A 24,464-nucleotide genomic window follows, 5' to 3' on the forward strand; every position below is an offset into this window, starting at 1 on the left:
CCCTTTCCCGCACGCGGGGAGAGGCCGTCCTTTACCTTGTCGTACAGGACGGATAGCGGAGGCGCAGCCGAAGCGGCGGTGAGGGGACGGCTCAGGATAGGCCTCCTCCGGACGCGCGCCCTCCCCCTCGGCTAACGCCTCGCTTCATGCCCCGGCGTGGGGGCATCAACCCCTCTTCCCGCAAGCGGGGCGAGGGGTTGATCGGCGAGAGCCGTATCCGACCTGATTGCATCAGGCCGGCGTCTCTAGCTCATTGTTGTGACGCGCATTCTTTCGACGAACCGGTGGCCACTTCGTCGGAATGCGCTCCAAGGCCGCGATGATCCGGAAACCGCGGTCACTTCTCCCCCAACGGCAGCCACCCGCGACCGTCGCGCGCGAGCAGATCATCCGCCTCCCTCGGGCCGGGACTACCCGCCGGATAGAGACAGACCGGCGCGTCCTTCCATGCTTCGAGCAGCGGATCGACGGCGGCCCAGCTCGCTTCGATGGTGTCGGCGCGCTGAAACAGGGTCGGGTCGCCCATCATGCAATCGTAGATCAGGCTTTCGTAGCCGACGGCGGGTGCCGGGTCGAAGAAGTCGCTGTAGCGGAAACCCGTGTCGATCGCGGCGAGATGCATCTGCGGTCCCGGTCGCTTCACGTTCAGGCGCGTGGCCGAGCTGGGCTCCGGGTCGATGCGCAGGCGCATGACGTTCGGGGCGAGGTCGCCCCCATCCGCCCCGCGGAACAGCGTGAGCGGCGTCGGCTTGAAATGGACCGCGATCTCGGTGCGCCGCTCGGCCAAGCACTTGCCGGTGCGCAGAAAGAACGGCACGCCAGACCAGCGCTCGTTCTCGATCTCAAGCTTGAGGGCGACGTAGGTTTCGGTGCGTGAATCCTTCGCCACGTCCGGCTCGTCGCGGTAAGCCGGGGCGTCCAGCCCGTTCTCGCGTCCCGCCGCGTACTGGCCGCGCACGGCCTTCTCCGGCGTGACCGGGCGGATCGCCTCGACCAGCTTCGTCTTCTCGTCGCGCACGATTTCGGCGTCGAAAGCACTCGGCGGCTCCATCGCCACCATGGTGAGAAGCTGGAACAGATGGTTGGGCACCATGTCCCGCAGCGCGCCGGTCGGCTCGTAGAAGCGGCCGCGCTCCTCGACGCCGATGGTCTCGGCGGCGGTGATCTCGACATGGTCGACATATTCGCGCCGCCAGATCGGCTCCAGCATCGCGTTGGCGAAGCGGATCGCCAGGATGCTCTGGACCGTCTCCTTCCCGAGAAAATGGTCGATCCGGTAGAACTGGCTCTCGTCGCCCTGCGCCAGGATGGTTTCGTTGAGCGCCTTGGCGGAAGCGAGGTCGGAGCCGAACGGCTTCTCGATGACCACGCGGCGGAACGCGCCGTCCGCCTGCTCCAGCAGGCCGGCCTTGCCGAGGCCCTCGACCACGGGGCCGAAGAAGCGGGCGGAGACCGCGAGGTAGAACACGACGTTGCCGGTGAGGCGTCCGGCCAGATCCTTGAAGGTCGCCTCGTCGGAGAAATCACCCTGCATCACGTGCAGGCGCGCGCGGATGAAGCCCCAGGGGCGCGGGTCGATCCGCTCGGCGTGGAACTCGGCGGACGGGTCCTCGGTGAAGGACTCCATGGTCTGGGTGAGGTCGTCGCGCCAGCCGTCGTCGGTCAGGGGGTTGTGATCGACGCCGAGCACGGAAAAACCGTCATCGAGCAACCCACCGCCCGCAAGATTGTAGAGGGCGGGCATCAAGAGGCGCTTCGTGAGGTCGCCGCCGGCACCGAAGATCACGAGGGTGCAGGCCGGTGTCTTCGGCGTGTCGGGCGTATCGTGAACGCAGGCGTCGGGCATGGGCCATCCGGGGCTTTCGGCCGGCGAGGGACCGACCGCTGGAATCCCGGTTTCAACAGGGGCTGGCGGTTCCTGTTCCGGCCGAGCTGCCCTGCCACACCCTACTCGTCGGTGCGGACGGCCGAGCCTCCATCGATCGGCAGGCGCACGCCCTTCAGCTCCTCGCCGGTCGGCAGCGAGCGGGCGTCCCAGCCGCCGCCCAGCGACCGGATCAGCGCGACGGCGGTCGTGAAGCGGTTGAGGCGAATCTGGAGCGCGGTGACCTCGTTGTTGATGAGCAGCGCCTGCGCGGTCACGACGGTGGTGTAGTTCTGCGTGCCGGCCCGGTACTCGTTGAGGGTGATCTCGACCGCGCGCCGCGCCGAGGCGACCGCCTCGTCCTGCTTGGCCTGCTGCCGGGCGAGGATGCGCACGCCGGCCAGCCCGTTCTCGACCTCGCCGAAGGCGGTCAGCACCGTCTGCCGGTAATTGGCCACCGCCGCCTCGTAGGCGGCCCGCGCCGTTTGCAGCACCGCCGCGCGGGCGCCGCCGTCGAAGAACACCTGAGAGCCGTTCGCGGCGATCGACCAGACGCGATTGGCGGCCGAGAACACGCCGTTGCTGGTCGCGCCCGAGATGCCGCCCGAGGCCGAGAGCGTCACCGTCGGATAGAAGGCGGAGACCGCCACGCCGATCTGCTCGCTCTGTGCCTGCACCAGCCGCTCGGCTCCGGCGATGTCGGGCCGGCGTTCCAGGAGATCGGACGGGATGCCGACCGGCACCGAAGGCGGACGCACCGGCAGGGGCGAGAACGGCAGCTTGACCTCCGAGGGCGGGCGGCCGGTGAGAATCGCCACCGCGTGCTCGAAGGTCGCCCGCTGGAGATCGACGGCGATCAGCGAGGCCTGCGTCGTCTGGAGCTGCGTCTGTGCGGTGATGACGTCGGAGCGGGCGGCGACGCCCGCATTGTACTGGTTCTCGGCGATGCTGAGGCTGCGCTTGAAGCCCTCGACATTCTCTTCCAGCACGCGCTTGAGCGAATCCTGATAGCGCAGTTGGAGGTAATTGGTCGCCAGTTCCGCCTGAAGGCTGAGACGCACCAGGGCGAGGTCGGAGGCCGAGGCCTGGGCGGAGGCGACATCGCTCTCGATCTGGCGGCGGATGCCGCCGAACAGGTCGAGTTCCCAGCTCGCCTGCCCCTGGAGCGAGACGGTGGTGCGCTCGGCGCCCAGGGCCCGCGACCGGGTGATGCCCGGAGCGCCGATCACCGTGGGGAACAGGGCGGCGCGCGCCTGCGCGACGAGGGCGCGGGCCTGATCGTAGACCGCGACCTGGGCGCGGAGGTTCTGGTTGTCGACGTCGATGGAGCGGATCAACCGGTCGAGCGTCGGGTCGTTGAAGGCCCGCCACCAGTCGCCGCGCTCGGCCGCGTCGTTCGGCAGTGCCGGGCGCCACCCCTTCTGCGCCTGGACATAGGCGAGGCTGTCCTCGCGCATCCCGCCCTGCTTGAACGCCAGCGGCGTCTCGACGGAGGGGCGCGCATAATCGGGTCCGACGAGGCAGCCGGAGGTGGTCGCGGCAAGCGCGGCGACGCCCGAGAAACGGAGCAGGGCCGCAGCCCCTCCCCTTCCGGCTCGACGCAGGCGGCCTTCGCGCAAATCACGGATCACGAAACAACCATCCTCACTCGGCCGGCACCGCCGCCGGTCCGCCCCGGCGACGCTTCGCCCAGAGCCGGAGACGGTCGAGATACAGGTAGACGACCGGTGTCGTGTAGAGGGTCAGGATCTGGCTGACGATGAGTCCACCGACGATCGCGATGCCGAGGGGCCGGCGCAGCTCGGCCCCCTCGCCGCCCGCGACGATGAGCGGGGCTGCACCCAGGATGGCGGCGAGCGTCGTCATCATGATCGGGCGGAAGCGCAGGAGGCAGGCCTCGTAGATCGCTTCTCCCGGCGTCAGGCCGCGGTTGCGCTCCGCATCGATGGCGAAATCGATCATCAGGATGGCGTTCTTCTTCACGATACCGATCAAGAGGAACACCGCGATCAGGGCGACGATGGTGAACTCGGTCCCGGTCGTGAGCAGCGCGACGATGGCGCCGATCCCGGCCGAGGGCAGGGTCGAGAGAATCGTGATGGGGTGGATGTAGCTCTCGTAGAGGATGCCGAGCACGGCGTAGACGGCCAGGAGAGCCGCCAGGATCAGCAGCGGCTGGCGCGAAGACGATTCCTGATAGCTCTTGGCCGCACCCGCGAACTCGCCATGGATGGTCTGCGGCAATTGCAGATCGAGCATGGTCTGGTCGATGACGGCGGTGGCCTCGCCCAGACTCTTGCCGGGCACGAGGTTGAACGAGATGGTGGTGGCCACGAACAGGCCCTGGTGCGCCACCTGGACCGGGGCGTTGCCGGTCTCGAAATGGGCGAAGGCCGAGAGCGGCACCATCGTTTCCTTGGCGCTCGACACCGGCGCGCTCGATGAGGCGCTGCCCCGGCTCGCAGCGATGGCGTTGCCCGCGGCGTTGCGCGCCGAGTCGGCGGCGATGGTCGCTGCCGTGTCGGTGGTGGACGTGCCGGAGGTCGACGCTTGCGAGGCGGTCGTGGTCCCGCCCCCCGCCACCGTGCCGGCAACCGCGTTGGTGGTGGCCGAGCCCCGCGCCCGGCCGCCCGTGGTCGAGACGTAGATCGTCTTCAGGACTTCCGGGTTCTGGAGATATCGCGGCGCGATCTCCATTACCACGTGGTACTGGTTGAGCGGGTTGTAGATCGTCGAGACCTGCCGCTGCCCGAAGGCGTCGTAGAGGGTGTTGTCGATCTGGTCCGGGGTGATGCCGTAGCGGAATGCGGTCGCCCGATCGATGACGAGGCGGCTCTCCAGCCCGCCCTCCTGCTGGTCGGAGGTGACGTCGGCGAAGATGTCGGTGCGCTTCTGCAGCGCTTGCAGCAGCTTCGGCGAGGCGGCGTAGAGCTCCTCCGACGTGTCGCCCTGCAGTGTGTACTGGTACTGGGCGAAGCTCTGGCGCCCGCCCATCCTGAGATCCTGGCGCGGGAACAGGAACAGGCGCGCGCCCGCGACCTGGGCGAGCTTCGGCCGCAGCCGGGCCATCACGGTCTCGATCGGCTCGCGTTCGCCGCGGGGTTTCAGCCCGACGAAGACGTTGGCGGAATTGGTACCGCGCCCGCCCGTGAAACCGACGATGCTCTCCACCGCCGGGTCCGCCTGCACGATGGCGCTCGCGCGCTCCAGCTTGTCCTTCATCGACTGGAACGAGATGCGCTGGTCGGCCTGGATGCCGCCCATGAGCTGGCCGGTATCCTGATCGGGGAAGAAGCCCTTCGGCACGATGATGTAGCCGTAGACCGTGAGCCCGATCGCGATGAACACGCTGAGCACGGTCAGTCGTCGGTGACGGAGCGCGAAACGGAGCGTCCGTTCGTAACCCCGCAGCACCGCGTCGAAGCCGCCCTCCAGCCCGCGCAGCAGGATATTGGGGCGTTGGCCCGCGTGCCTCTGCGCCTCGGGCTTGAGGAGCAGCGCGCACATCATCGGCGTCGTCGTCAGCGACAGCACGAGCGAGACGAGGATCGCCATCGACAGCGTGACCGCGAATTCCTGGAACAGCCGGCCGACGATGCCGCCCATCAGCAGGATCGGCAGGAACACGGCGATGAGCGACAGGCTCATCGAGACGACGGTGAACCCCACCTCGCGAGCGCCGAGCAGGGCCGCCTCGACCCGAGGCTTGCCCGCCTCGATGTGCCGCTGGATGTTCTCCAGCACGACGATGGCGTCGTCCACGACGAAGCCGGTCGCGATGATGAGCGCCATCAGCGACAGGATGTCGAGGGAATAGCCGAGCATCCACATCGCCGCGAAGGTGCCGATGATCGAGATCGGCACCGCCACCGCCGGGATCAGCGTCGCCCGCCACGAGCGCAGGAAGATGAAGGTGACGAAGATCACGAGGATGACCGCGATGATCAGCGTTTCCTCGGTGCTGGCCAGCGAGGCGCGGATCGTGGCGGAGCGGTCGCCGGAGATGTTGAGGTCGATGTCCCCGGGCAGCGCCGCCTTCGCCTGCGGGATCGCCGCCCGCACCCGGTCCACGGTCTCGACGACGTTGGAGCCGGGCTGCTTGTAGATGAACAGGATCACGCCCGGCTTGCCGTCGACGAGGCCGAGGTTGCGCTTGTCCTCGACCGAATCGACCACTTCGCCGACATCGGCGAGCCGCACCGCGGCGCCGTTGCGGTAGGCGACGACGATGTCGCGATAGTCGGAGGCCTGCCGGCCCTGGTCGTTGGCGTAGAGCTGGTAGCGGCGGTCGCCCGCCACGATGTCGCCCTTGGGCGAGTTGGCGTTGGCCGAGGCCAGGCCCGCGCGGATGCCTTCCAGACCGATGCCGTAGTGGAACAGGGCCGTCGGATCGAGTTCGACCCGGACCGCCGGCAGCGACGAGCCGCCGATATCGACGTTTCCGACGCCCTCGATCTGGCTCATCCGCTGCTGCACGATGGTCGCCGCGGAATCGTAGAGCTGCCCGGGCGTCAGCGTATCGGAGGTGAGGCCGAGGATCAGGATCGGCGAATCGGCCGGATTGAACTTGCGGTAGGTCGGGTTGGTGCGCAGCGAGGTCGGCAGGTCGGCGCGCGCGGCGTTGATCGCCGCCTGCACGTCGCGGGCGGCGCCGTCGATGTCGCGGTTGAGGCCGAACAGCAGGACGATCCGCACCGTGCCTGTCGAACTCGTCGAGGTCATCTCGTTGACATCGGCGATGGCCCCGAGCCGCCGCTCCAGCGGCGCGGCGACCGTGGTCGCCATGGTCTCGGGCGAGGCGCCGGCCATCTGCGCCTGAACGAGGATGACGGGGAAATCGACCTGCGGCAGCGGCGCCACCGGCAGGCGGACATAGGCGAACATGCCGGCGAGCAGCAGGCCGATGGTCAGCAGCGTGGTCGCGACCGGGCGGCGGATGAACGGTTCGGAGAGGTTCAAGGCACCGCCCCACTGGGCGCCAGCCCGTCCCGCTCCCGCCGCCCCGTGATCCGCCGCTCCAGCCGGTCGAACGCGAGGTAAATGACCGGCGTCGTGAACAGCGTCAGCACCTGACTGACGATGAGGCCGCCGGCGATGACGATGCCGAGCGGCTGGCGCAGCTCGGAGCCGACGCCCGAACCCACGATCATCGGCACCGCCGCAAACAGCGCGGCGAGCGTCGTCATCAGGATCGGGCGGAAGCGAAGGAGGCAGGCCTCGTAGATCGCATCGCGCGGGGCCTTGCCCTCCTCGCGCTCGGCCTGGAGCGCGAAGTCGATCATCATGATCGCGTTCTTCTTCACGATGCCGATCAGGAGCACGATGCCGATGATCGCGATGATGTCGAGCGAGAGCCCGAACCACATCAGCCCGAGCAGCGCGCCGATGCCGGCGGACGGCAGGGTCGAGAGGATGGTGATGGGGTGGATGAAGCTCTCGTAGAGCACGCCGAGCACGATGTAGACGGTGATGATCGCCGCGCAGACGAGGAACAGCTCGTTGGAGAGCGCCGACTCGAAGGCGAAGACGGAGCCCTGCGGCACCACGTTGAAGCTGGCCGGCAGGTTGATGTCTTTTCGCGCGGCTTCCAAGGCATCGACGGCTTGGCCGAGGGCCACGCCGGGCGCGAGGTTGAACGAGACGGTGGTGGCCGGGAACTGGCCGAGATGGCCGATCAGCAGCGGCGCGCGACGCTCCTCGATCTTCGCCACGGCCGAGAGCGGCACCTGTCCCGAGGGTGCGGTCGAGGACGGAAGATAGAGGTTGTCGAGGGAGGCGAGCGAGGTGTGCAGCTTCGGGTTCGCCTCCAGGATCACCCGGTACTGGCTCGATTGGGTGAAGATGGTCGAGACGATGCGCTGGCCGAAGGCGTCATAGAGCACGTTGTCGATCGTGGCCGGCGTGATGCCGTAGCGCCCGGCGGTGGGCCGGTCGATGGTGACGTAGGCGGCCAGGCCGTTGCCCTGGTAGTCGCTGGTCACGTCGGCCAGGAGCGGCGAGCGGCGCAGCGCCTCGACGTAGCGCGGCACCCAGGTCTCGAAGTCAGGCAGGTTCGGGTTCTCGAGGATGACCTGATACTGCGTGGCCGAGACCGCGGTATCGATCGTCAGATCCTGCACCGGCTGCATGTAGAGCCGTACGCCGGGGACAGAGCTCGTCGCGGCGTTGAGGCGTCGGATGATCGCGCTGGCATCGGCGCCGCGCCCCTCGCGCGGCTTCAGGTTGATGAGAAAGCGGCCGGAATTGAGCGTGACGTTCTGCCCGTCCACCCCGATGAACGAGGACAGGCTCGCAACGTCCGGATCCTGCAGGACGATGTCGGCCAAGGCCTGCTGGCGCTCGGCCATGGCCTCGTAGGAGACGCTCTGGTCGGCCTGTGAGATGCCCTGGATCACGCCCGTGTCCTGCACGGGGAAGAAGCCCTTGGGGATCACCACGAACAGGTAAGCGGTGAGCGCCACGGTGCCGAGGGTGACGAGCAGCGTCAGTCCCTGGTTGGCGAGCACGACGCGCAGGGCCCGGCCGTAGAGGGCGATGACGCCGTCATTGAGCCGCCGGCCCGCGCGGGCGATCGGGCCTTCCCGGCGCGCGGCCGGTGTGTCGGCGCCATGGGCGACGGGCTTGAGCAGGCGCGCGCACAGCATCGGCACGAGGGTGAGCGAGACCACCGCCGAGATGACGATGGTCGCCGCCAGCGTGATGGCGAATTCGCGGAACAGGCGGCCGACCACGTCGCCCATGAACAGGAGCGGGATCAGCACCGCGATGAGCGAGACGGTGAGCGAGATGATGGTGAATCCGATTTCGCGGCTTCCCTTCAGCGCCGCCTCGAACGGTTGATCGCCCTCCTCGACGTGGCGGGCGATGTTCTCGATCACGACGATGGCGTCGTCCACGACGAAGCCGGTCGCGATGGTGAGCGCCATCAGCGAGAGGTTGTCGAGGGAGAAGCCCCACGCATCCATCACCGCGAGCGCGCCGATCAGCGAGAGCGGCACCGACAGGCTCGGAATCAGCGTCGCGGAGAAGCTGCGCAGGAATAGGAAGATCACCATCACCACGAGGCCGATGGCGAGCATCAGTTCGAACTGCACGTCGTGGACCGAAGCGCGGATCGTGGTGGTGCGGTCGGTGAGGATCGCGACCGAGACCGAGGCCGGCATCGTCGCCTGAAGCTGGGGCAGCAGCCGCTTGATGCGGTCGACCGTGTCGATGACGTTGGCGCCGGGCTGGCGCTGAATGTTGAGGATCACCGCGGGCGTGCGGTCGGCCCAGGCGCCGAGCCGGGTGTTCTCGGCCCCGTCCACGACCTCCGCCACGTCGGTGAGATGGACCGGCGCGCCGTTGCGATAGGCGATGATCGCGCTGGCATAGACCGCCGGGTCCCGCACCTGATCGTTGGCGTTGATGGCGTAGGATTGGGTCGGCCCGTCGATATTGCCCTTGGGCGTGTTGACGTTGAGGTTGGCGATCGTCGTGCGCAGGTCGTCGATGTTGAGGCCGTAGGCGGCCATCGCCAGGGAATTGAACCGCACCCGCACCGCCGGCCGCTGCCCGCCGCCCATGCTGACGAGGCCCACACCGGCGATCTGGCTGATCTTCTGGGCGAGCCGGGTCTCGGCGAGGTCGCGCACCTGCGTCAGCGGGATCGTCGCGGAGGTGAGCGCCAGCGTCAGCACCGGCGCGTCGGCCGGGTTGACCTTGGCGTAGATCGGCGGCGCCGGAAGGTCGGTCGGAAGCAGGTTGCCGGCTGCATTGATCGCCGCCTGGACCGACTGCTCGGCGATGTCGAGCGGGATGTCGAGGTTGAACTGGAGCGTGATGACGGACGCCCCCGCCGAACTCTGCGAGGACATCTGGTTGAGGTTGGCCATCTGGCCGAACTGCCGCTCCAGCGGCGCGGTGACGGCCGAGGTCATCACCTCCGGGCTGGCACCGGGATAGAAGGTCTGCACCTGGATCGTCGGGTAATCGACGGCCGGCAGCGCCGAGACCGGCAGGTTCAGGTACGACACCGCGCCGACGATCAGGATCGCCAGCATCGACAGCGTCGTCGCGACGGGCCGCAGGATGAAGAGGCGAGACGGGTTCATGGCCGCATCCCGCCTACTGCGCCGGGCGCCGGCGTCCCCGGCGCTCCTGGCTGCCCTGGTTCGCGCCGTCGGTGGAAGCGGCCGGCGTCGTCGGAAGCGTCGCGCCGGGGGCGCCCGCCGCCGGGCCACCGGCCTGGGGGCCGGAGGTGTTGCCGACGACGCGCACCGGCGCGCCCTCGCGCAGGCGATCGGTACCGTCGGTGACGACACGGTCGCCCGCCGCAAGGCCCGACAGAACCACCGTGTTCACCCCATCGGTCTCGCCGGTCTTGATCGGGCGGACCGTGACCTTCTCGTCGCCGTCCATCAGGTAGACGTAGGTGCCGGGCGTGCCACGCAGGATCGCGGCATTCGGCACCAGGACCGCGTTCTGGATCGTCTCGACGGTGAGACGCGCATTGACGAACTGGTTCGGGAACAGGCTCTCGTCCTCGTTCTCGAACATCGCCCGCAGCTTCACCGTGCCGGTCGTGGTGTCGATCTGGTTGTCCACCGTGTCGAGGCGGCCGACGGCGATCTCGTGCTGGTCGCTGCGGTCGTAGGCGCGCACCGTCAGCTTGGCACCCGCGCGCACCCGCCGCATCACCCGCGCGACGTCGTCCTCCGGCAGCACGAACACCACCGAGATCGGACGCAACTGCGTGACGACCACGATGTTGGTCGAGCCGGCGGTGATGTAGTTGCCGAGATCGACCTGCCTCAGGCCGACCCGACCCTCCACCGGCGAGACGATCCGGGCATAGGTGAGATTGAGCTTCTGCTGATCGACGAGGGCCTGATCGGCGGCCACCGTGCCCTCGTTCTGCTTCACCAGGGCGGCCTGGGTGTCGACGTTCTGCTTCGAGATCGAATCCTGGCGGTTCAGGGTCTGGTAGCGCTGGAGATCGAGCTTCGAGTTTTGCAGCAGCGCCTGATCGCGCGCGAGCTGGCCCTGATACTGCGCGAGCAACGCCTCGTAGGGCCGCGGATCGACCTGGGCGAGGAAGTCGCCCTCCTTCACCATCTGGCCCTCGCGAAAGCCGATCTTGGTGAGGTAGCCGTTGATCTGCGAGCGGATCGAGACGGTGGCGAGCGGGGTCACCGTGCCGAGGCCCTGGAGCACGACGGGCATGTCGCCGGTCACGACCGGCGCGACACCGACCGCCTGCTTCATATCGGCCGGCCGGCCGCCGTGACCGGGACGCCCGCCGCCCGGCGCCTGTGCCATCTCCCCGGCCGGCTTCTGCCGCGCATCGTAGGTGCGGTGGGCGACGGCGCCGGCACCGCCGAGGATCAGCAGGGCGAGCATCCAGCGGCCGAACTTACGGCGCCGGCGGACCGGTGCGGTCGTCACCGGGTCCGCGGTCCGGTACTCCCGGGCGGTCTCCCTGCGTATCGGCGAACTCTCGTTCATCCCTCACACACTCATCGACGGCATCACGGCCAACAGACGCGGGCCGATTCACGATCACGATCCGGCCGGCAGCAGATCCACCCGGCTCGACCCCGTTTCGAACAAAGCTGGCTGGATTCGGTACGGCCGGCGAGCCTCGCCGGTCATTGCGGTGTTCCTACGGCGACGACGTTTCCGGCGTGTTGCTGCCGGTCGGCGCGGCCTGCGACTGATAGAGGCGCACCACGTCGCGAAACGACGCATCGACCGGCGTGACCGGCAGCGTGAGACGCAGACCCAAGCCCAGGACACCGGCCATGACGGCGAGCAACAGGCAGGTTCCCAGACGCATGATCCGCCGATGGTGAAGGGGTCGCTGGAAAGGGCCGTTGCAAGAGCGTATGCCGCCCGATCGGACATGAAAAAGGCCGCCGTGTCGAGCGGCGGCCTTTTTCGTGAAGCACGACCGGACCGGCCTGCCACACCCGAGAAACGAGGGGGCGAAGTCCCTCGAGCGCGGCGGCCGGTCCGACCGTGGAGTGAACATGCGCTTACGACTGATGATCGTCAACATTCGTCACCCTGCCGACGTGGCGCAAAAGCGGGATTTCGCAGCTAATCCGCAGGCTCGTGTGCGTGAGCGCACGTTGCGAAGACCGCACCCCGACGGTCTCGACAAGGTCCGACAAGACGCCTCTTGTGTTCACAGGCGACGAGACCGAACGCGGCCCCGTTCTCTTCTCCATTCCATCTTGCGTAGAGGCACTTGGAGTGGGGCGGTCGCTCTGCAAAGACATCGCGCATGAGTCCTGCCGCGAATCGCATCCCCCCGCTCACTGGCCATCCCGTGTTCGCCGAGCTGCCGGAAACCGTCTTCGAAGCGATGTCGCGGCTCGCGCGGCAGCACGGGGCGATCAATCTCGGCCAGGGCTTTCCCGACGGTCAGGGCCCCGACGACGTGCGGGCCGCCGCCGCGCGGGCGCTGGAGAGCGTCAGCAACCAGTACCCTCCGATGATGGGGCTGCCTTCGCTGCGCACGGCCATCGCCGCGCATTACCGTCATCACCAGGGCATCGACCTCGATCCCGAGCGCGAGGTGATGGTGACTTCGGGCGCGACCGAGGCGCTGGCCGGTGCGCTGATGGCGCTGGTTCGGCCGGGTGACGAAGTCGTACTGTTCGAGCCGATGTACGACGCCTACCTGCCGCTGGTGCGGCGCGCTGGCGGAGTGCCGCGCTTCGTCACGCTCAAGCCGCCGCATTTCCGGATCGAAGAGGCGGCATTGGCGGACGCGTTCTGCGACCGCACCCGGATAGTCCTGCTGAACAACCCGCTCAATCCGAGCGCCACCGTCTTCGGGGAGGACGACATCGCCCTGCTGGCCGACTTCTGCCGGCGTTTCGACGCGATCGCGGTCTGCGACGAGGTCTGGGAGCATGTGATCTTCGACGGCCGGCGCCATCGGCCGCTGATGGCCCTGCCTGGCATGCGTGAGCGGACGGTGAAGATCGGCTCGGCCGGCAAGATCTTCAGCCTCACCGGTTGGAAGGTCGGCTTCGTGATGGCGGACGAGCCGCTGATGCGGGTGCTGTCGCGGGCGCACCAGTTCCTCACCTTCACCACGCCGCCGAATCTTCAGGAGGCGGTTGCCTACGGCCTGGCCAAGGACGACGCGTACTTCGAGGGTATGCGGGCTGACCTCGCCCGCTCCCGCGACCGGCTGGCGGCGGGACTGTCACGAATCGGCTTCGCCGTGCTGCCGAGCGCCGGCACCTACTTCCTCAGCGTCGATATCGCGGGCCTCGCCGCCGACGACGTCGCCTTCTGCGAGCGGATCGTATCCGAGCACGGCGTCGCGGCCATCCCCGTCAGCGCCTTCTACGAGGAAGGAAGCGTGAGCACCCTCGTGCGCTTCTGCTTCGCCAAGACGGACGCCACCCTCGACGCGGCGGTCGAACGCTTGGCAGGGTTATTTCCCGGGACGTGAACGACCACGCGATCCGCTTCCTTGTGCAGCGGTTGGGCCGGGGCCACATCCTCGTCATGAGCACCTCCGTTCACACCTCCAGCACGGCCTATCGCGAGTCCGCGGGCGCGGCGCAATTGCGCCACCTCACCGATACCGGCACCGAGGCGAGTCTCCTGCGGCTCGAGCAGCTCGCCCACCTGATGGACTCGGCCTTCCTCCTGCCGGGCATCAACCGCCGCGTCGGTCTCGACGCGGTGATCGGTCTCGTTCCCATCCTCGGCGACATCGCGGGCATGGCGATCGCCTCGTACATCGTCTACGAGGCGAAACGGCTCGGCGCACCGCGCTGGCTGGTTTGGCGCATGATGGGCAACGTCGCCATCGACGGCGCGGTGGGCTCGGTGCCGCTGGCCGGCGACCTGCTCGACGCGGCCTTCAAGGCGAACCGCCGCAATGTGCGCCTTCTGCGTCGCCATCTGGAGCGCAAGGGTGCGCTGCGGCCGAGCGAGATCGAGGGCACCGCAACCCGGCTCGACTGAGCCGGCATCGGCCGCCCGAGTGTGAGGGTTGGAGCCGATGAACGAGCACCTGCGACCCGAACGCGATGCGGTGCCCGTCACCGCACCGGGCAACGCGCCGCAGATGCGAGTCCTGCCGACCGCCACACGCCGCGGACTCTCGCCGCTCAACCGGCGGCGGCTCGCGAACTTTCGGGCCAACCGGCGCGGCTATTGGTCGGCGGTGATCTTCACCGTCCTGTTCGTGCTGAGCCTGTTTGCCGAACTCATTGCCAACGATCGCCCGATCGTCATGCAGTACAAGGGCGAGTGGCTGTTCCCCGTCCTGGTCGATTACCCGGACGAGAAGTTCGGCGGCTTCCTGGCCCAGACCGATTACCGGGCGCCCGAGACGCGCAAGGAGATCGAAGAGAACGGCTGGGTGCTCTGGCCGCCGATTCCGTATGCCGACAACACCTTCATGCGGGACCTGCCGACCCCGGCCCCCTCGCCGCCGACCTGGATGCTGAGCGATGCCGAGTGCCGCCCGGTCGCCGAGCGGGCGGGCGTGAAGGCGCAGGGGCGCGAACTCGGCTGCCGTGACATCGAGTGGCACTGGCTCGGCACCGACAACGCGACGCGGGACGTGCTGGCGCGCGTCATCTACGGCTTCCGCATCTCGATCCTGTTCGGCCTCGTGCTCGCCGGCGTCTCGTCCGTCATCGGCGTGATCGCGGGGGCGGTGCAGGGCTATTTCGGCGGCTGGACCGACCTGATCTTCCAGCGGATCATCGAGATCTGGGGCGCGATCCCGACGCTCTACCTTATCATCATCATGTCGGCCTTCCTCGTACCGAGCTTCTTCACCCTGCTCGGCATCCTGACGCTGTTCTCGTGGACGGCTCTGGTCGGCGTGGTGCGCGCCGAATTCCTGCGCGCACGCAACTTCGAATACGTGCGAGCGGCTCGCGCGCTCGGCCTGTCGAACGTGCGCATCATGACGCGGCACCTCCTGCCCAACGCCATGGTGGCGACGCTGACCTTCCTGCCGTTCATCCTGAACGGCTCGGTCACGACCCTGACCTCGCTCGACTATCTCGGCTTCGGCCTGCCGCCGGGCTCCCCCTCGCTCGGCGAGTTGCTGGCGCAGGGCAAGGACAACATCAACGCGCCCTGGCTCGGGCTGACCGGCTTCTTCGTGGTGGCGACGATGCTGAGCCTGCTCGTCTTCGCGGGTGAGGCGGTGCGCGACGCGTTCGATCCGCGCAAGACCTTCGGCTGAACCGCGTCAGCGCCGCGCCTCGGCGCTGCCCGGCGGCCCGCGCCAACCGGTCTCGACAGCGAAGCCGGCACTGCGGGTGGCGATCGCGTCCCCGCCGACATGGGCGAGGTAGGTGCCGGCCTCCACCACCAGCGTGCCGTCCGGCTCATGGTAGCCAAGGTCGCGCGCCGGCACGCGGAAGCTCGCGACTCCGGTCTCGCCCGAGGCGAGGTCGAGGAGCGCGACGCCCTTCAGCAAGCGCCTCGGTCGACTGCGGCTCGCCACCGGTTGGCCGATATAGAGCTGCGCCACCGCCCGGCCCGGACGCGTCCCATAGTTGGTGACGGAGGTGCGCACCTCCAGCATCGCGTCGTAGCGGTCCCCGACGCCGACATGCGGCGCTACGATCTCCGGCTCGCCATAGGCGAAGCGCGTGTACGAGAGGCCGTAGCCGAACGGGAACAGCGGCAGTGGCGACTCGTCGGCATAGCCCATGGTCCAGCGTGAGCCGGAGACATGCGGGCGCCCGCCCGGCAGCGTGTCGTAAGTCAGCGGCAATTGCCCAACCTTACGCGGCCAGGAGACCGGCAGCCGGCCCGATGGGTTGGCGTCACCGAACAGCGTCTCGGCCACAGCCGGCCCGCCCTCGGTGCCCGGGAGCCACGCCATCAGCACCGCCTGCGCCTGTCCTAACGCATCCCCGAGGTCGGTCGGGCGCCCGCCGACCACGACGAGCGCGACCGGCTTGCCGGCCTCGGCGACCGCCGCGAGCAGATCATGCTGCAGGCCGGGCCAAGTGAGGGTGGCGCTCGACGAGCCTTCGCCCGAACGGTCCCGCGGCTCGCCCATCACCGCCACGACGAGATCGGCCCCTGCCGCCGCCTCGACCGCGGCGGCAAAGCCCGCGCGGCTGTCGCAGACGCGCGGGCAGCCCGGCGCGAAATCGATCGCGACACCGGACGCGGCGGCCCGCTCACGCAGGCCCGCAAGGATCGTCACCGCGTCCCATTCCTGCCCCGTGCCCTCATGCGGCCCGACCTGATCCCAGGCGGAATCGGCGAAGGGACCGACGACGGCGATGCGGCGCACCTTGGCCGGATCGATCGGCAGCAGATCCTCGCGATTCTGCAGCAGCACGAGGCTCGCCCGCGCCGCCTCGCGGGCGAGCCGCCGGGTCTCGGGGCGCAGCAGTTTCGCCTCCGCGCCGTCCGGATCGACCACGGGGCGGTCGAACAGGCCGAGCCCGAACTTGAGCCGCAGCACCCGGCGCACCGCTTCATCGACCGCCGTTTCGGGAACGCGCCCGGCGCGCACCTCATCAGGCAGGTGGCGGAGAAACAACCCGCTCGTCATGTCCATGTCGACGCCCGCCGCCAGCGCCTTGCGCGCGGCCTCCGCGCCATCGCGGGCGATGCCGTGCTTCGTGAGACTGGCGATCGCCTGCCAATCGGCCACGACGAGGCCGGAAAATGCCATCTGCCGCCGCAGCAGGCCCGTCATCAGCGCCGGGTCGGCGGTGGTGGGCAGGCCGTTCAGGGCGGTCAAAGCCGTCATCACCGCATCGGCGCCGGCCCGGATGCCATCGCGGAACGGGGGCAGGTGGAGGTCGTGCAATTCGGTGGGTGCCACGAAGGTCGCGTCGTAGTCGCGCCCACCCAGCACCGCACTGTAGCCCGCGAAGTGCTTGAGCGTGCTCGCGAGCCCGCCATCGCGAAAGCCCTCGACCTGTGCGGCGGTGAGCCGCCCCGTCAGCCACGGATCTTCGCCCAAGCCCTCGACCACCCGGCCCCAGCGCAGATCGCGGGCGACATCCGCCATCGGCGAGAAGGTCCAGTTGAGGCCGATCGCTGCCGACTCGCGTGCCTGGGCGGCGGCGGCGCGGCGCACGAGACCGGCATCGAAGCTCGCGGCCATGGCGAGCGGCAGGGGGAAGATGGTGCGGTAGCCGTGGACGATGTCGAGGCCGACGAGCAGCGGGATCCCGAGCCGCGCGGAGCGGGCGAGCCGGTCGGCCTGCGCCACGAGACCGGCATTGTTGAAGTTGATGACCGCCCCGACCTCGCCGCGGCGGAAAGCATCGAGGTCGAGGATCGGCTCATGCGAGATCAGGTTGAGCTGGCCCGCCTTCTCCTCCAGCGTCATCCGGGCGAGCAGCGCCTCGATCCGGCTCTCGACCGGCTCCAAGGCGCTGGCCGGCGCGCCGAGGACGACGGCCCAGGCTGCGGCACCGCGGACCATCCACCGAGCCAGCCGCCGCATCGTCACCGTCTCCCCGGGGCGATTCCCACCGCCCTCGCTCACGGGGCGGGACGATGCCTCACGAAGGGGCGCGCCGTCGATGGAGCACGGTCCGGGATCGATCGGCGGCAGGCAGATCGGTGTGGACGGCGGTCACGGCGACCGCGTCCGGCTCCGCCGGCCCGCGTTGACGCGAAGGCCGAGGCTCGGGTCCGCCGCCTCGGCGAAGGGAAGGCGATCCTCGCCGGCGGCGACCACCCGGTCGCGTCCCGCGTGCTTGGCCTGGTAGAGGGCGTCGTCGGCCCGGCGCAGCAGGTAATCCAGGCTGCCGCCGATCTGGCTTTCGGCCGCCACACCGATGCTCACGCGAACCGCCAGCTCCGGATAATCCGGGTGAGCGAAGCGGGCGACCGCGGCCCGGACGTCCTCGGCGACGCGCATGGCCGCCCAATCGTCGAGCCGCGGCAGCAGGCACGCGAACTCCTCGCCTCCCATCCGCCCGAACACCGCCCCGGGCGGCAGCAAAGGGTCGGCGACATGGCAGAAAGCGGCCAGCACCGCGTCGCCGACGCTATGGCCGTAGCGGTCGTTGATCGCCTTGAAGTGGTCGAGGTCGAACAGGAGCAGGGCAGCCGGTGCGGCGGCGAGGTGCCGCTCGGCGCCCGCGACCAGCGCCCGGCGGTTGGCGATGCCCGTCAGCGAATCGGTCTCGGCCGCCAGACGCTGCTCACGCTCGGCCCGTTCCTTCGTCAGCGCCATGAACACGAAGGCGATCGCGACCGAGAACAGCGTTCCGGTAAAGCAGAGAATGGCGAACCACGGCGAGGCGATCGCGACCGAGGCCGGTATCGGCATGGTGAACGCCAGCGGCACGCGGATCCAGTAGAGGCCGGCATAGATGGCAAGCAGCACCAGCGCCGGGTAGCGGGAGACCAAGGGCTCGTCGCGGCCCTGCCAGATCGTCAGCGCGCCGGAGGCGCAGTAGAGCCCGGCGAGCGTCGAGGCGACGCTGATGCGGGCGGCGAGCGACTCGAAGAAGGAGGGGATCAGGCAGGCCGCGATCCAGATCGCCCCGCCGCCCACGGCCCAGCCGAGCCGCAGCGAGCGGCCCTCGAAGGCCCGCACGCCGCTCCAGATCAACCCGTAGCCGCCGATCATCATTGCGTTCGCGAGGCCGATGGACAGGCTGTCCGGGATCTGGCCGCGCAGAGCCAGCATCAGCGACGCGGCACTGCCGACGAGATGCGCGATGCCCCAGACCGCCAGCGCACGCTCGCGGCGGGTCTGGCTCCAGGACAACAGGAACAGCACGCCCACCATGAAGGTGACGGCGACCGTCATCAGAAAGAGCGTCGGGAGATCGAGGCGCATCGTGTCTTTGGCAGCGGCCCGTCTAGACCGCTGCGCCGCCTCCCCTGCATCGTCGTGGCCTCAGAAATGATCCGGGAACGATTTTGAAGTCAACAGCATCGCTAAACACTTGCTGCAGCGATTTATGAAATTCCGTTGCCGTATCGACCGACAAACGAACAACGTATGCTTCAATACGGTTCGTCAGGGGAAACATTGCACGCGTCGATCTGATCGCCCTGATCGTTGAGTGGGTGAAGATCGCGCACCATGCCTTTCAAACGTTCATCGAGGACGTGGGTGTAGATCTGCGTCGTCGAGATGTCGGCATGTCCCAGCAATTCCTGCACGATGCGCAGATCCGCGCCGTTCTGGAGCAGGTGGCTGGCGAAGGCGTGGCGCAGAACGTGCGGGCTGACCCGGTCGGGCCGCAGGCCGGCCGCGGCGGCGGCGGTCTTGAGGTCGCGGGCGAAGGCTTGCCGGGTGAGATGGCCGCTCTCGCTCTCGGCGGGAAATAGCCAGGCCCCCTCGGCGGTCAGGTGCGCGACGTGGGTGCGCATCGCTTCGCGGGCGAGGTCCGTGAGCGGCACGAGGCGCTCGCGCCCGCCCTTGCCCTTGACCACGAGGTAGCGCTCGCGGGTGGCCGCGGCTGAGCGCGGCAGGGCCACGAGTTCCGAAACGCGCAAGCCCGTGGCGTAGAGGAGTTCGAGCAGGCAGAGCATCCGCGCGGCCGAACGGGCCTCTGCCCGGTCGTCGCCCGCCGCCTCGACACGCGCGCGCGCCGTCGCGAGCAGGCGATCGACCTCCGCCACCGACAGGACCTTCGGCAGGCCCTTGGCGCGCCGGGGGGCCGCAACCGGCGCAGTCGGATCGGTTTCGGAATAGCCCTCCGCGTAGAGGAAGCGGTGGAAGCCGCGGATGCAGGAAAGGCGCCGGGCAGCCGAAGACGCCTTCAATCCGCGCGGCTCCAGGGAGGCGATGTAGGCACGGACCTGATCGGCCTGCGCCGCCTCCGGGTCGATCCTGCCTTGCGCGAGGTAGCCGAGGTAGTCGTCGAGATCGCGCCGATAGGCGGCCAGGGTGTTGGCCGCCGCACCGCGTTCGGCGGCGAGCATGTCGAGAAAGAGCTGACCCGGATCCTCCGCTCCGCCTGGGAGCGCGGAACCGTCCGCGCTCATCGCCCGCCCGGCTGGAGCTTCGATGGGGGAATGGTGACGCTGATCTCCCGCGGCGTCGGCTCGACGAAGGTCGCCAGTGCGAACATGCCGGCGAAGACGAGGCCCGCGAGGATCGCGATCGTGGCAAGGAAACGGAACAGGGTGGGCAAGGGAACCGGCCTTTCGCCGAGGATACGCGGACGAGCGGGTCGTGTTGCGATGCGCAAACCGTGGGTTTCGATCACATGCCGGAGGCTCGAAGGCAAGGTCTGGCGGAGCAGGGGCGGCGCGGTCAAGAGAGCGGCCGCCGGCCACCGGGGCCATCGCTCGAAAGCGGTCACCTTGGTTTGTTGCTGGCCTCAGTCGCCAATGCCGGCCTTCGCAGGCTTAGGCCTGGAGCCGTCGTCGCGCGCCACCCCCTTGCCCGCTTCCTAGAGCCGTATCCGACCCCATTGCATCAGGCCGGCGTCTCTCGGTCTCTGTTTTCACGCGCGTTCTTTCGACGAACCGGTGGCCACTTCGTCGGAATGCGCTTTAGAAGCGGTTCTTCCAAGCCCGCAGAGCGGTGAACACCGCCGCCGGGTCGGAGCCCGGCTCGAGCCCCGCCGAGCGGGCGAGGGCCGGCTGGCCCACGCGCAGGAACGGGTTCGTCGCCTTCTCCTGGCCGATGGTCGACGGAATCAGGAAGCCGCCCTGCTCGGCAAGCCGCTCGGCCTCGGCCACGCGCTCCTTCAGGTCGGCGTTGTCCGGATCGGCCGCCAGCGCGAAGCGGCCGTTGGAGAGAACGTAATCGTGACCACTGTAGACCGCGGTCGCGTCGGGCAGGTCGAGGAAGCGGCTGAGGGAGCGCCAGAGCGTTTCGGGCTCGGCCTCCATCACCCGGCCGCAGCCGAGGGTGAACAGGGTGTCGCCTGAGAACACGACGCCGGCATCGGCGAAATGGTAGGTCACGTGGTCGGCGCAATGCCCCGGCGTCTCCCAGACCGCGGCGGTGAGACCGCCGACCGTCACCGTGTCGCCCTCCTTGACCGTGCGGGTGGCGCCCGGCACCGCACCGCGCGCCTTCTCCGGCACGGTCACCCGCGCGCCGGTGCGCTCAACCACCTCGGGAATCCCCTCGATGTGGTCGCCGTGGCGGTGGGTGACGAGAATGTCGGTGAGTTGCCAGCCCTCCGCGTCGAGGGCGGCAAGCACGGGCGCGGCCTCGGGCACGTCGATGGCGGCGCAGGCGCCGCTGGCGGGATCGCGGATCAGCACGCCGATATTGTCGCTCCGGCACAGGAAGGTGCGGATCTCGGGGGCCGCTCTCGTCATCGAAGACCTTTCGCGAAAACTGACTTTTCCACCCGGACGGTCACGGGGAAAGGGCCGCCGGGCGTGACCGGCGCCGGGACGCGCGATGCAAGCCCGGGCGGGGAACCGTTGCATCGCGGTGACGGTTCCGGGATCGGACGCGTAGCCACGCTTGCCCGACGCCTCCGCGATCCCCATTGATGCCGCATCAGCCCTGCGGAGGACAACCGGCCGTGCCGGCACCCCATCCGATGCGCCTCGACGTCACGGACCTGCGCGCTTTCTACGCCAGCCCGCTCGGCGTCGTCACGCACCGTGTCGTCGGCCGGACGATCCACGGCTTCCTCGGCTCCGTCTCGGGGCTGCGCGTGCTCGGGCTCGGCTACGTTACGCCCTATCTCGGCCCCGTCCACGTCATCGCGGAGCGGACGCTGGCCTTCATGCCGGCGACGCAGGGCGTCGTGAACTGGCCCTCCAGCGGGCGCTCGGTGACGGCGCTCGCCGATCTCACCATGCTGCCCCTGCCCGAGGCCGCGGTCGATCGCGTCATCCTCGTCCACGGCCTCGAAGCGGTGGAAAGCCCGAGCGAGCTGCTCGCCGAAGTGTGGCGGGTGCTGACACCCGGCGGACGCCTGATCCTCGTCGTGCCCAACCGCACCGGCGTCTGGGCGCGGCGCGACGCGACGCCCTTCGGCCACGGCCAACCCTACAGCCGCTCGCAGCTCTCGCGGCTGATGCGCGACACGCTGTTTTCGCCGGAGGGCTGGGCCGAGACGCTCTACATGCCGCCGATCCGCAGCCGGTTCTGGCTCCGCACCGCCGCGGCCTGGGAGCGGTTCGGCACCGGCCTCGCCATGCCGTTCGCCGGCCTGCACGTGGTGGACGCGACCAAGCAGCTCTACCGGCCGATCGCCGTGCGGCAGGTGCGCCGGCTGGAAAGCCGCGTGCCGGCGCGGGTGCTGGTGCCCGCCGGACAGCCGGGCTAAAGCCGGCGCGGTTCCTCCCTGTCGCCGCGAGCGAGCATGCTGCCATCCTTTGGCTTCGAAACCGTGCTGACGAGCTTCCTGCTCGCGCTGTCCAGCCTGTTCTCGATCGTGAACCCGGTCGGCTCGGCGCTGATGTTCGCGCAGATCACCTCCGAACGTTCGCATGCCGAGCGGTCGGAGCTGGCGCGGCGGATCGGCTTCTACGCCGCGCTCGTCATACTCGCCGCCCTCTGGGCCGGCGCCCCGATCCTCAATTTCTTCGGCGTGTCGCTGGCGGCCCTGCGTATCGCCGGCGGCCTGTTCGTGGCGGCCTTCGCCTGGACCATGCTCACCGCCCCCGAGGCGCGGGAGGCCCGCAAGCATGCCGAGGCCGAGCCGGAGACCGGCGAGAACCTTGCCGAGGTCGCGTTCTTCCCGCTCACTCTGCCCTTCACCACCGGGCCCGGCACCATCGCCGTCGCCATCGCGCTCGGCGCCAACCGCCCCTCCGAGCCCGGCGAACTCGCCGGCTTCTTCCTCGGCGCCTCCCTGGCGGCCCTGGCCATCGCCGGGGTGATCCGTCTCGCCTACGGCTCGGCGGACCGGGTCGTGACCCTGATCGGATCGGTGCGGGCACGGGTTCTCGGGCGTCTCTCGGCCTTCCTGCTGCTTTGTGTCGGCACGCAGATCACCGTCAGCGGCGTGTCGGACGTGCTCGGGCCGCTGATCGCCTCGCATCGGGTATAGACAGTCAGCGGCCGCCATCCGCGCTATGAGCGCTGGGTGAGCCGGCCATTCATCGGAGCGAAGAGTCGATCATCATGAAGCTCGTCGTTGTGGGCGCCGAAGGGCGCATGGGGCGGATGCTGATCCGGGCGGTCGCGGAGGCCGAGGGCTGCACGCTGCACGGCGCCATCGAGCGCCCCGGCTCCGCCGCCCTGGGCCAGGATGCCGGGCGCTTGGCCGGGATCGGCGAACTCGGCGTGCCGGTGAGCGACGACCCGCTGTCGCTGTTCGTGGCGGCAGACGGGGTGCTGGACTTCACCGCGCCGGCCGCGACGGTGGCCTTCGCCGAACTCGCCGCGCAGGCCCGCATCGTCCATGTCGTCGGCACCACGGGGCTTTCCGAGGACGACCTGACGCGGCTGAAGGCGGCGAGCTACCATGCCCGCGTCGTGCGTTCGGGCAACATGTCGCTCGGCGTCAACCTGCTGGCGGGCCTCGTGCGCAAGGTCGCCGCGACGCTGGGCCACGAATTCGACATCGAGGTGCTGGAGATGCACCACCGGATGAAGGTCGATGCGCCCTCCGGCACGGCGCTGCTGCTCGGCGAGGCGGCGGCGGAGGGCCGGAATGTCGCCCTGGCCGAGACCCGCGTCTCGACCCGCGACGGCCATACCGGGGCGCGGCGGCCCGGTGATATCGGCTTCGCCACCCTGCGTGGCGGCTCGGTGGTCGGCGACCACAGCGTCATCTTCGCCGGCCCCTCGGAGCGGATCACCCTCTCGCACCACGCCGAGGACCGGGCCATCTTCGCCCGCGGCGCCGTGCGGGCGGCGCAATGGGCCTTCGACAAGCCGCCGGGCCTCTACGGCATGGACGACGTGCTGGGGCTTCGCGACTAGACTGACGTCCGAATAACGAATCCAACGGAACGTCAGGCTCAGGCTTGGGAGGCGCCGCCGCCTCTGGTAGAGGCCCGCCCAAGATCGCGAGGCGCCGTGCGGCGGCCTCGCCCTATCCTTCTCCGGAGAGACCCGTCCCATGGAGCGCCTGCTCGTCCTCGCTCGGCATGGCCAGAGCGAATGGAACCTGAAGAAGCTGTTCACCGGCTGGCGCGACCCGGAGCTGACGGAGCTCGGGATCCTCGAGGCGCGCCGGGCCGGGCGCTGGCTCAAGAGCCAGGGCACGCAGTTCGACGTGGCCTTCACCTCGAACCTGCGGCGCGCCCAGAACACCTGCTCGCTGATCCTCGAGGAGATGGGCCAGGCTGGCCTGGAGACGATCCGCAACGAAGCGCTGAACGAGCGCGACTACGGTGACCTCTCCGGCCTCAACAAGGACGATGCCCGCGAGCGCTGGGGCGACGCGCAGGTCCACGAGTGGCGCCGCTCCTACGATGTGCCCCCGCCCGGCGGCGAGAGCCTCAAGGACACTGCCGCGCGGGTGCTGCCCTACTACATCCAGACGATCCTGCCGCGCGTCATGTCGGGCGAGCGGGTGCTGGTCGCGGCCCACGGCAACTCGCTGCGGGCGCTGGTGATGGTGCTCGACGGCATGACCACCAAGACCATTGCCAGCCTCGAGATCGCCACCGGCATCCCCCTGGTCTACCGGCTCAAGGCCGACACCACGGTCGAGTCGAAGACGGTCCTCGACAAGGACATCGATCAGGACGATTGATA

The 24,464-nt window shown here is 69.1% G+C and carries 18 protein-coding genes; 7 read left to right on the forward strand and 11 right to left on the reverse strand.

Going from position 1 to position 24,464, the window contains the following annotated elements:
• Positions 1-337: 337 nt before the first annotated feature.
• From zwf to E4V01_RS25520, 6 genes are all read right to left on the reverse strand, one after another.
• Complete coding sequence (gene zwf / locus E4V01_RS00070; protein WP_135296969.1) at positions 338-1,846, reverse strand: glucose-6-phosphate dehydrogenase; 1,509 nt, start codon at positions 1,844-1,846, stop codon at positions 338-340.
• A 101-nt stretch (positions 1,847-1,947) separates the two neighbouring features.
• The gene (locus tag E4V01_RS00075; RefSeq protein ID WP_371688500.1) at positions 1,948-3,495 is read right to left on the reverse strand and encodes an efflux transporter outer membrane subunit; all 1,548 of its coding nucleotides are present in this window, start codon (positions 3,493-3,495) and stop codon (positions 1,948-1,950) included.
• A 13-nt stretch (positions 3,496-3,508) separates the two neighbouring features.
• The gene (locus tag E4V01_RS00080) at positions 3,509-6,823 is read right to left on the reverse strand and encodes an efflux RND transporter permease subunit (protein ID WP_135296970.1); all 3,315 of its coding nucleotides are present in this window, start codon (positions 6,821-6,823) and stop codon (positions 3,509-3,511) included.
• Positions 6,820-9,957 (reverse strand): MdtB/MuxB family multidrug efflux RND transporter permease subunit, encoded by a 3,138-nt coding sequence (locus E4V01_RS00085; protein ID WP_135296971.1) that lies wholly within the window; start codon positions 9,955-9,957, stop codon positions 6,820-6,822. Before E4V01_RS00085 ends, E4V01_RS00080 begins: the two co-directional genes overlap by 4 nt.
• Positions 9,958-9,970: 13 nt before the next feature.
• Entirely contained in the window at positions 9,971-11,350 is a 1,380-nt protein-coding gene (locus tag E4V01_RS00090; protein ID WP_135296972.1) for an MdtA/MuxA family multidrug efflux RND transporter periplasmic adaptor subunit, read from the reverse strand.
• A 157-nt stretch (positions 11,351-11,507) separates the two neighbouring features.
• Positions 11,508-11,660 (reverse strand): hypothetical protein, encoded by a 153-nt coding sequence (locus E4V01_RS25520; protein WP_193763129.1) that lies wholly within the window; start codon positions 11,658-11,660, stop codon positions 11,508-11,510.
• 471 nt (positions 11,661-12,131) lie between these two features.
• Between E4V01_RS25520 and E4V01_RS00100 the strand changes: the two genes are divergently transcribed.
• Genes E4V01_RS00100 through E4V01_RS00110 form a run of 3 tightly spaced genes read left to right on the forward strand, consistent with a single transcriptional unit; the run spans position 12,132 to position 15,077 of the window.
• Entirely contained in the window at positions 12,132-13,316 is a 1,185-nt protein-coding gene (locus E4V01_RS00100) for an aminotransferase (protein ID WP_135296974.1), read from the forward strand.
• Complete coding sequence (locus tag E4V01_RS00105) at positions 13,313-13,837, forward strand: DUF4112 domain-containing protein (protein ID WP_135296975.1); 525 nt, start codon at positions 13,313-13,315, stop codon at positions 13,835-13,837. Before E4V01_RS00100 ends, E4V01_RS00105 begins: the two co-directional genes overlap by 4 nt.
• 37 nt (positions 13,838-13,874) lie before the next feature.
• Positions 13,875-15,077 (forward strand): ABC transporter permease, encoded by a 1,203-nt coding sequence (locus E4V01_RS00110; RefSeq protein ID WP_060769965.1) that lies wholly within the window; start codon positions 13,875-13,877, stop codon positions 15,075-15,077.
• A 6-nt stretch (positions 15,078-15,083) separates the two neighbouring features.
• On the opposite strand, the gene E4V01_RS00115 is transcribed toward E4V01_RS00110, so the two are convergent.
• From E4V01_RS00115 to gloB, 5 genes are all read right to left on the reverse strand, one after another.
• On the reverse strand, positions 15,084-17,315 hold the full coding sequence (locus tag E4V01_RS00115) for a glycoside hydrolase family 3 N-terminal domain-containing protein (RefSeq protein WP_135296976.1): 2,232 nt from the start codon (positions 17,313-17,315) through the stop codon (positions 15,084-15,086).
• A gap of 132 nt (positions 17,316-17,447) precedes the next feature.
• Positions 17,448-18,665 carry a GGDEF domain-containing protein gene (locus E4V01_RS00120; protein ID WP_135296977.1) on the reverse strand — a complete coding sequence of 406 codons (1,218 nt, stop codon included), beginning with the start codon at positions 18,663-18,665 and terminating at the stop codon, positions 17,448-17,450.
• 170 nt (positions 18,666-18,835) lie between these two features.
• Positions 18,836-19,822 carry a site-specific tyrosine recombinase XerD gene (locus E4V01_RS00125; protein WP_060769962.1) on the reverse strand — a complete coding sequence of 329 codons (987 nt, stop codon included), beginning with the start codon at positions 19,820-19,822 and terminating at the stop codon, positions 18,836-18,838.
• Positions 19,819-19,971 carry a hypothetical protein gene (locus tag E4V01_RS00130; protein WP_012253924.1) on the reverse strand — a complete coding sequence of 51 codons (153 nt, stop codon included), beginning with the start codon at positions 19,969-19,971 and terminating at the stop codon, positions 19,819-19,821. Before E4V01_RS00130 ends, E4V01_RS00125 begins: the two co-directional genes overlap by 4 nt.
• A gap of 364 nt (positions 19,972-20,335) precedes the next feature.
• Positions 20,336-21,115, reverse strand: coding sequence for a hydroxyacylglutathione hydrolase (gene gloB, locus E4V01_RS00135; RefSeq protein ID WP_135296978.1), 780 nt, complete (start codon positions 21,113-21,115; stop codon positions 20,336-20,338).
• Positions 21,116-21,345: 230 nt separating this feature from the next.
• On the opposite strand from gloB, the gene E4V01_RS00140 reads away from it, so the two are divergent.
• The 4 genes from E4V01_RS00140 to E4V01_RS00155 all read left to right on the forward strand — a co-directional run bounded on the left by E4V01_RS00140 (position 21,346) and on the right by E4V01_RS00155 (position 24,462).
• The gene (locus E4V01_RS00140; RefSeq protein WP_056192650.1) at positions 21,346-22,080 is read left to right on the forward strand and encodes a class I SAM-dependent methyltransferase; all 735 of its coding nucleotides are present in this window, start codon (positions 21,346-21,348) and stop codon (positions 22,078-22,080) included.
• Between the two features lie 36 nt (positions 22,081-22,116).
• Entirely contained in the window at positions 22,117-22,806 is a 690-nt protein-coding gene (locus E4V01_RS00145; protein WP_060769960.1) for a MarC family protein, read from the forward strand.
• 74 nt (positions 22,807-22,880) lie between these two features.
• Positions 22,881-23,684 carry a 4-hydroxy-tetrahydrodipicolinate reductase gene (gene dapB, locus E4V01_RS00150; protein ID WP_060769959.1) on the forward strand — a complete coding sequence of 268 codons (804 nt, stop codon included), beginning with the start codon at positions 22,881-22,883 and terminating at the stop codon, positions 23,682-23,684.
• A gap of 139 nt (positions 23,685-23,823) precedes the next feature.
• Positions 23,824-24,462 (forward strand): 2,3-bisphosphoglycerate-dependent phosphoglycerate mutase, encoded by a 639-nt coding sequence (locus E4V01_RS00155; RefSeq protein ID WP_135296979.1) that lies wholly within the window; start codon positions 23,824-23,826, stop codon positions 24,460-24,462.
• Positions 24,463-24,464 lie beyond the last annotated feature (2 nt).

Source organism: Methylorubrum sp. Q1 (genome assembly GCF_004683995.1).
Lineage (GTDB): Bacteria > Pseudomonadota > Alphaproteobacteria > Rhizobiales > Beijerinckiaceae > Methylobacterium.

Excerpts from the sequence above, each read along its gene's own strand:
- zwf (WP_135296969.1), bottom strand. The coding sequence starts at position 1,846 with ATGCCCGACGCCTGCGTTCACGATACGCCCGACACGCCGAAGACACCG.
- E4V01_RS00085 (WP_135296971.1), bottom strand. The coding sequence starts at position 9,957 with ATGAACCCGTCTCGCCTCTTCATCCTGCGGCCCGTCGCGACGACGCTG.
- E4V01_RS00090 (WP_135296972.1), bottom strand. The coding sequence starts at position 11,350 with ATGAACGAGAGTTCGCCGATACGCAGGGAGACCGCCCGGGAGTACCGG.
- E4V01_RS00100 (WP_135296974.1), top strand. The coding sequence starts at position 12,132 with ATGAGTCCTGCCGCGAATCGCATCCCCCCGCTCACTGGCCATCCCGTG.
- E4V01_RS00110 (WP_060769965.1), top strand. The coding sequence starts at position 13,875 with ATGAACGAGCACCTGCGACCCGAACGCGATGCGGTGCCCGTCACCGCA.
- E4V01_RS00115 (WP_135296976.1), bottom strand. The coding sequence starts at position 17,315 with ATGCGGCGGCTGGCTCGGTGGATGGTCCGCGGTGCCGCAGCCTGGGCC.
- E4V01_RS00120 (WP_135296977.1), bottom strand. The coding sequence starts at position 18,665 with ATGCGCCTCGATCTCCCGACGCTCTTTCTGATGACGGTCGCCGTCACC.
- E4V01_RS00125 (WP_060769962.1), bottom strand. The coding sequence starts at position 19,822 with ATGAGCGCGGACGGTTCCGCGCTCCCAGGCGGAGCGGAGGATCCGGGT.
- gloB (WP_135296978.1), bottom strand. The coding sequence starts at position 21,115 with ATGACGAGAGCGGCCCCCGAGATCCGCACCTTCCTGTGCCGGAGCGAC.
- E4V01_RS00140 (WP_056192650.1), top strand. The coding sequence starts at position 21,346 with ATGCGCCTCGACGTCACGGACCTGCGCGCTTTCTACGCCAGCCCGCTC.
- E4V01_RS00145 (WP_060769960.1), top strand. The coding sequence starts at position 22,117 with ATGCTGCCATCCTTTGGCTTCGAAACCGTGCTGACGAGCTTCCTGCTC.
- dapB (WP_060769959.1), top strand. The coding sequence starts at position 22,881 with ATGAAGCTCGTCGTTGTGGGCGCCGAAGGGCGCATGGGGCGGATGCTG.
- E4V01_RS00155 (WP_135296979.1), top strand. The coding sequence starts at position 23,824 with ATGGAGCGCCTGCTCGTCCTCGCTCGGCATGGCCAGAGCGAATGGAAC.